The sequence below is a fragment of the Caproiciproducens sp. MSJ-32 genome, assembly GCF_018918055.1.
GTDB lineage: Bacteria > Bacillota > Clostridia > Clostridiales > Clostridiaceae > Clostridium.
Genome location: NZ_JAHLPS010000087.1, coordinates 1 through 6,637 on the forward strand (window position 1 = coordinate 1; position 6,637 = coordinate 6,637).

General features: G+C 26.6%; 6 protein-coding genes and 1 pseudogene. 6 read left to right on the plus strand and 1 reads right to left on the minus strand.

Annotated elements, in window-relative coordinates:
- The 6 genes and pseudogenes from KQI16_RS09730 to KQI16_RS09755 form a co-directional block, all read left to right on the plus strand.
- A partial coding sequence (locus KQI16_RS09730; protein WP_216433972.1) for a LysR family transcriptional regulator substrate-binding protein occupies window positions 1-501 on the plus strand: 501 nt, incomplete at its 5' end.
- A 29-nt stretch (window positions 502-530) separates the two neighbouring features.
- Complete coding sequence (locus KQI16_RS09735) at window positions 531-1,325, plus strand: EcsC family protein (RefSeq protein ID WP_330654201.1); 795 nt, start codon at window positions 531-533, stop codon at window positions 1,323-1,325.
- Between the two features lie 17 nt (window positions 1,326-1,342).
- Window positions 1,343-2,655: pseudogene (locus KQI16_RS09740) on the plus strand (GTP-binding protein); the annotation flags it as partial.
- 372 nt (window positions 2,656-3,027) lie between these two features.
- Window positions 3,028-3,966 (plus strand): L-lactate dehydrogenase, encoded by a 939-nt coding sequence (locus KQI16_RS09745; protein ID WP_216433974.1) that lies wholly within the window; start codon window positions 3,028-3,030, stop codon window positions 3,964-3,966.
- Between the two features lie 135 nt (window positions 3,967-4,101).
- Window positions 4,102-4,938 carry a deoxyribonuclease IV gene (locus KQI16_RS09750; RefSeq protein ID WP_216433976.1) on the plus strand — a complete coding sequence of 279 codons (837 nt, stop codon included), beginning with the start codon at window positions 4,102-4,104 and terminating at the stop codon, window positions 4,936-4,938.
- Between the two features lie 29 nt (window positions 4,939-4,967).
- A complete protein-coding gene (locus tag KQI16_RS09755) occupies window positions 4,968-6,131 on the plus strand; it encodes a class I SAM-dependent methyltransferase (protein ID WP_216433979.1) in 1,164 nt (387 codons plus the stop codon).
- Between the two features lie 67 nt (window positions 6,132-6,198).
- Here the strand turns inward: KQI16_RS09755 and KQI16_RS09760 are convergent, their stop codons facing one another.
- Complete coding sequence (locus tag KQI16_RS09760) at window positions 6,199-6,600, minus strand: GerMN domain-containing protein (RefSeq protein WP_216433983.1); 402 nt, start codon at window positions 6,598-6,600, stop codon at window positions 6,199-6,201.
- Window positions 6,601-6,637: the final 37 nt, after the last annotated feature.

Consider the following 6,637-nt stretch of genomic DNA (forward strand, 5'->3'; position numbering starts at 1 on the left):
AAATTACATATTGCAATATCTATTTCTCCCGCTTTTAATATAGAACATAATTCTAAAGTTGTACCATTAGAAGATGAAAGTATAGATAAAAAGCCTTTATTTAAAATTCATGATATTTTTGTTTGTGGAAAAAAATATAAAGAAAAAATAAAAGAAAAATTAGATTTTGAAGAAATAGCAAAACATCCATTAATATTGCTTGAAAGAAAATCTAACTCAAGAAAATATGTTGAAAATTATCTTATAAGTCAGGGAGTAAGTATATCTCCAGAATTTGAATTAGGATCTCATGAATTGCTTTTAGAATTTGCTAAAATAAATTTAGGAATAGCTTCTGTAACAAAGGAGTTTGCAAAAGAATATTTAGATAATGGAAGTGTGTTTGAAATTGAGACCATAGAAAATATTCCTCCTAGAAGTATTGGATTATGTTCTTTAAAGAATGTACCATTATCATTGGCTGCTAATAAATTTTTAGAATTAATTATAGAAGAAATATAAATTTTAAAAAATGGAGTGATTAATTAAAAGTGGATAAAAATAAAAAAATCAAATTTAGAGAACTTGAAAAATTAAGAAAAAAAGAAAAGAAAATGATAGGCAAGAAAGAAGGATTTTTTAAATCTAAAATAAATCCTATTACTGATAAAATGGAAGAATTAATTCCTAATAAGTTAAAAAACACATTAGAAAATGCCTTTTACAATGGATTTAAAATTGTTTTGAAAAGGGGAAATAAATATATACAAAAACTATTTGATAAAGATAAAATAAAAATCGAACATGATATAAATAATTATTCAGTAAGTAAAAAATTAAATAGAAAAAGTATTAGAATTTTAGATAGTCTAAGCAGAAAAAGGAAGTTTATTAATACGTCAATATCAACGGCAGAAGGAGCAGCTTTAGGATTATTAGGCATAGGAATACCAGATATACCAATTTTTTTAGCAATGATACTTAAAACGATTTATGAAATTGCTTTAAGTTATGGATTTGATTATGAAAAAGAGGAAGAACAAATTTTTATATTATATTTAATATGCACGGCTCTTGCAAATGAAGAAGCACAGATGGAATATAATAATAAACTTGATAATATTGCTGAAAAAATAGACTTAAATATGGAATTAGAAGAAAATCTTGATGACACAGTTAAGACAGTCTCAGAGCTATTATCTGATACTCTCCTTATTGCTAAATTTATTCAAGGCCTTCCTATTGTTGGTGTAATAGGGGGAACAAAGAATTATAGTGTTATTAATAAAGTAAGTAATTTAAGCAGGATAAAGTACAAAAAGAGATATTTAAAAAATAATTTATAGTTTGAATAGGTGATTATATGAAGAAAACAATAGGAATACTTGCCCATGTTGATGCTGGAAAGACTACATTTTCAGAACAAATATTATATCATACAAAATCGATTAGAAAGTTAGGAAGGGTAGATCATAAGACTTCTTTTTTGGATAATAGCGATATAGAAAAAGAAAGAGGGATAACAATCTTTTCTGATCAAGGAATTTTTGAAATAGGAGATTCTATATATTATCTTTTAGATACCCCAGGTCATGTGGATTTTTCAACAGAAATGGAAAGAGCATTAAGTGTTTTAGACTATGCTGTTTTACTTATAAGTGGAGTTGAAGGAATTCAAGGTCATACAGAAACCCTATGGAATTTATTAAAGAAATATAAAGTTCCAACAATTTTTTTTATAAATAAATTAGATAGGACAGGAGCTAATTTAAAAGAAGTAATAGAAGAGATAGAGAATAATTTAACAAAAGATATTATATATATTAGTTCCTTAAATAATATAGATGAAGAATTGATTGAATTTATATCAGACAGGAATGATGAATTATTAGAAAGATATCTTGAAGGAAAATATGAAGAAAATCTTTGGATAGAAGAATTGAAAAATCTTATAAAAGAAAGAAGGGTTTTCCCATGTCTAGGGGGTTCTGCCTTGTTGGATGATGGAATAGAGGAGTTTTTAGAAGTCTTTGATAAAATTACTTATTCAGAGTATGAAAATTATAAGGAAAAAGCTTTTTCTGGCAGGGTTTATAAAATAAAATATGATAACAATGGTACAAGAATGACTTATATTAAGGCTTTAGAGGGAGCCTTAAATGTTAGGGATGAAATTAGTTATTATCATGATAAAAACATTACAGAAAAAATAAGCAGTATAAAGTTAGTTAATGTCATACTGATAATTTAAATGTAGGACATCAAAATTTAATAAGGACCCATATTTTTGAAAGAAATCATAATGGGATTTTAACTGGCTCACCAATTACGGATATTAAGATAACCTTGTTAACTGGTAGAGCACACAACAAACATACAGAAGGGGGAGATTTTAGAGAAGCAACATATAGGGCCATAAGACAAGGGTTAGAAAAAGCAGAAAATATACTTTTAGAACCTTACTATAAATTTAAAATCATTATTGAGCCAGAATATGTAGGAAGAGTATTATCAGATATTCAGAGATTAAAGGGAAAATTTAATTCTCCAGAAATGAATATCAATAGGGCAATAATTGCTGGAAGGGGGCCTGTTGCAACTTTTATGAATTATAGTGAAGAAATCCTTACCTTTACAAAAGGCAAGGGGAATATCAGTTTAAGCTATGATGGATATGATATATGTCGTAATAGTGAAGAAGTTATCACAAAGAAAAAATATAATAAAAATGCAGATATTGAATATACATCTAGTTCAGTATTTTGTGCTAAGGGATCTGGATTTATAGTAAAATGGGATGAGGTAGAAAAATATCTGCATTGTGAAAAAGTTTATTAAAATTACATATTATGGTTGAAAAATCTGATTATAAGAATATAATTAAAGTAAGATGATTTTAATAATTATTATTAGTTAATAGTAGGAGGGGATATAAAATTGAAGTTATAAGGAGATAAAGAGATAACTTATTTACTAAAAGTTGCTAGTTTATTTTATTTAATTTGGTAAAAAATAAGATAGAAACTAAATTAAGAAAGAAGTGAGAATATGAGAAAAATTTCAATAATTGGAGCAGGGTTTATAGGTGCTACAACAGCTTTTGCCATACAGCAAAAAGGTTTAGTTAGAGAATTAGTTATTACAGATATAAATCAAGAAAAGGCCTTAGGAGAAGTTTTGGATTTAACTCATGGAAGTTCTTTAAGTAGTCCATGCTATGTTACTTTAGGTACAATAGAGGATACTAAAGATTCTGATATTATAATAATAACAGCAGGTGTTGGTCAAAAACCAGGGGAAACAAGATTAGATTTAATAGATAAAAATTATAAGATATTTAAAAGCTTTGTACCTGATTTAGCAAGATTAAGTCCCAATGCCATACTGCTAGTTGTAACAAATCCTGTAGATGTTCTTTCCTATATAACCTATAAACTATCTGGTTTCCCTAAGAATAGAGTAATTGGCTCTGGGACAGTTTTAGATACAACAAGATTAAGAAGTTTATTAGGAAAATACTTTGGAATAGACGGAAGAAGTGTTCAGGGCTTTGTATTAGGTGAGCATGGTGATAGCGAATTTGTTACTTGGTCATCTTTAACAATTGGAAATATAAAAGTTCAGGACTTTTCTAATCAATTTAATATAGAATGGGATTCTGAAACTGAAAAGGTAATAGCAGAAGATGTTAAGAATGCTGCTTATGAAGTAATAAAAAGAAAGGGCGCTACAGCCTTCTCTGTTGCAGCAGTCTTATCAAGGATTGTTGAAGCTCTTACTAAAGATGAAAAAACAATTTTAACTGTATCAACCTTACTTGAAAATTATAAAGGAGTAAGTGATGTATATTTAAGTGTTCCTACAATAGTAGGTAAGAACGGAGTAGAGAAAGTATTAGATATAGAACTTTCTAAAGAAGAAAAGGAAAAGTTTATAGCTTCTGCAAATTTGATGAAGGAATATATAGAAAAAGTTTATAATGAATAAAAAAGAGCATTAAACTGCTCTTTTTTTATGCAAAGCTATCTTTCTAAATTGATAAAAAAGGCATAAATATAGTATCATCTAATATAAGAAAATAATTTTGATGTTTATAGTTATATAAGCATTTTGGAGGGAATAATGTTAAACATAGGATGCCATTTATCAATAAGTAAAGGCTATGAAAATATGGGAAAGGACGCTCTTTCAATTGGCGCAAATACTTTTCAATTTTTTACTAGAAATCCTAGAGGGGGAAAAGCTAGGGCAATAGATTTAAAAGATATGAAAGCTTTACTAAATATAATGAAAGTAAATAATTTTACAAAGCTTCTTGCTCATGCACCATATACTTTAAATCCTTGTTCAGCAGATGAAAGGACAAGGGAACTTGCTAAAGAAATGATGATAGATGATTTAAATAAAATGGAACTTCTTCCAAACAATTTATATAATTTTCATCCTGGAAGTCATGTTAAGCAAGGGGTAGAAATAGGAATAAATTATATCGTTACTTTATTAAATTCAGTATTGTGGGAAGAACAAAAAACTACTGTCTTATTAGAAACTATGGCTGGTAAGGGATCTGAAATTGGAAGAAACTTTGAAGAAATTGCAGAAATAATATCTAGAGTAGAATTAAAAGATAAAATGGGTGTATGTTTAGATACTTGTCATGTATATGATGCTGGTTATGATATAGTAAATAATCTGGATGAAGTCTTAAAGGAATTTGATAAAATTATAGGTTTAGATAGATTAAAAGCAATTCATTTGAATGATAGTAAAAATCCTTTTAAAAGTCATAAGGATAGACATGAAAAAATAGGTGAAGGCTTTATAGGAATAGAAGCTATTACAAGAATAATAAATCACTCAAAACTTAGGAGTTTACCATTTTTCTTAGAAACTCCAAATGAATTAGAAGGCTATAAAAAAGAAATTGAATTATTGAAAAGTAGATATAAAGAATTATAGTTAGAATAATGTAAAAAGGATGTGTAATAATGGATGAATTAAAGAAGTTTATAAATCAAATAGTTCAAGAAGAATTGATAAAAATAGTTATAAGCAATAAAAAGAATAAAGAGGAGAAATATAATAAGATTAATATTTTATTAAAGATAAATAATAAAGGTAAAAAATATTATCAAGTAGAAAAATTTACAGAAAAACAAGTTTTTCATGAAAATATAGAGTTAGATAGTCTTGAAGACAAAATTAATGATTATATAGTAAATTATAAGCAGCTTACAGCTTGGTCAGAGAATTACACTTTTGATTTTAAAATTTCAAAGAAGGGTAAAATCTTTTTAGGAAAAAAGAAAAGCAATAATAAAAATCTGAAAAATACTAGCCATAATAAAGAAAAAAATTATATTTTAAAAGAAGGTATGATTATAGAGCCATTAATTGACCTTGGAATATTTACCAAAGAAGGTAAGGTTGTTAATTCAAAGTATGATAAGTATAAACAGATAAATAGATTTCTTGAAATTATTGATGACGAAATTAAGAAGAACAATTATAAAGAGTTAACTATTTTAGATTTTGGTTGTGGTAAATCGTATTTAACCTTTGTTTTATATTATTACTTTGTAAAAATAAAAAATATAAATGTAAAAATGATAGGACTCGATTTAAAAGAAGATGTTATTAATAAATGTAATGAAATAGCAAAAAGATATAATTATGATAATCTTCATTTTGAATTAGGAGATATAAATGGATATAAATACAATAATAAGGTGGATATGGTAATTACATTACATGCCTGCGATACTGCAACAGATTATGCCTTATATAATGCAGTAAAATGGAATACAAGAATGATTTTCTCTGTTCCTTGCTGTCAGCATGAATTAAACAGTCAAATGAAGGCTAAAAATCTTTCAATACTAAATAGATATGGAATAATTCAAGAAAGAACTGCAGCTTTAATGACTGATGCTATTAGGGGAAATTTATTAGAAGCCTGTGGATATAAAACACAGTTATTAGAGTTTATTGATATTGCTCATTCACCTAAAAATATATTAATTAGGGCTTCAAAAGCTAATATTAGTGAAGAAAAAAAGAAAAAAGCAATAGAAGAAGTAAATGCAATAATAAAAGAATTTAATTTTAAGCAAACTCTAATGGAACTATTAAAAAAAGATAATTTTATATAAAAAGAAATAAAAAAGAAGATTGATTTAATCTTCTTTTTTATAATTTATTAAATTTCTATTTTTATTGTTAGTTGTATAATGGTTTTGCATCAGAATAATCAACTTTAAAATATCCTTCAGGAAGTTCACCTCTAAGAGAAGTATATAATTTATCTCCAAAGTATATGGCAACTTTATCTACTCCATAATTGTAGGCATAAGTGCTAAGAATTGAAGCAAGAAGTCCACTTTCAGTAACAGAACCTAAGAGCATTTTTTCAGTAAAAGCTTCATTAAAAATAACTGTTAAAATCCCTTTTTCTTCATCTAGTTTTGCAGAAGTTACTCCTACCTCATCTATTAAAGCTAAAAATCTATCTTCAGGTAAATTGTATTGAAGTTCTTTAGTTAAAGCTTTTACTAATGCATTATCTGTTACCTTAATTTGAGTATCATAATAATATAGTCTGGTGATAATAAAGGTGAAAATAAAATAGAAAAAACTAAAACTGAGTTAAGAAAGGTTC

Excerpts from the sequence above, each read along its gene's own strand:
- KQI16_RS09745 (WP_216433974.1), top strand. The coding sequence starts at position 3,028 with ATGAGAAAAATTTCAATAATTGGAGCAGGGTTTATAGGTGCTACAACA.
- KQI16_RS09750 (WP_216433976.1), top strand. The coding sequence starts at position 4,102 with ATGTTAAACATAGGATGCCATTTATCAATAAGTAAAGGCTATGAAAAT.
- KQI16_RS09755 (WP_216433979.1), top strand. The coding sequence starts at position 4,968 with ATGGATGAATTAAAGAAGTTTATAAATCAAATAGTTCAAGAAGAATTG.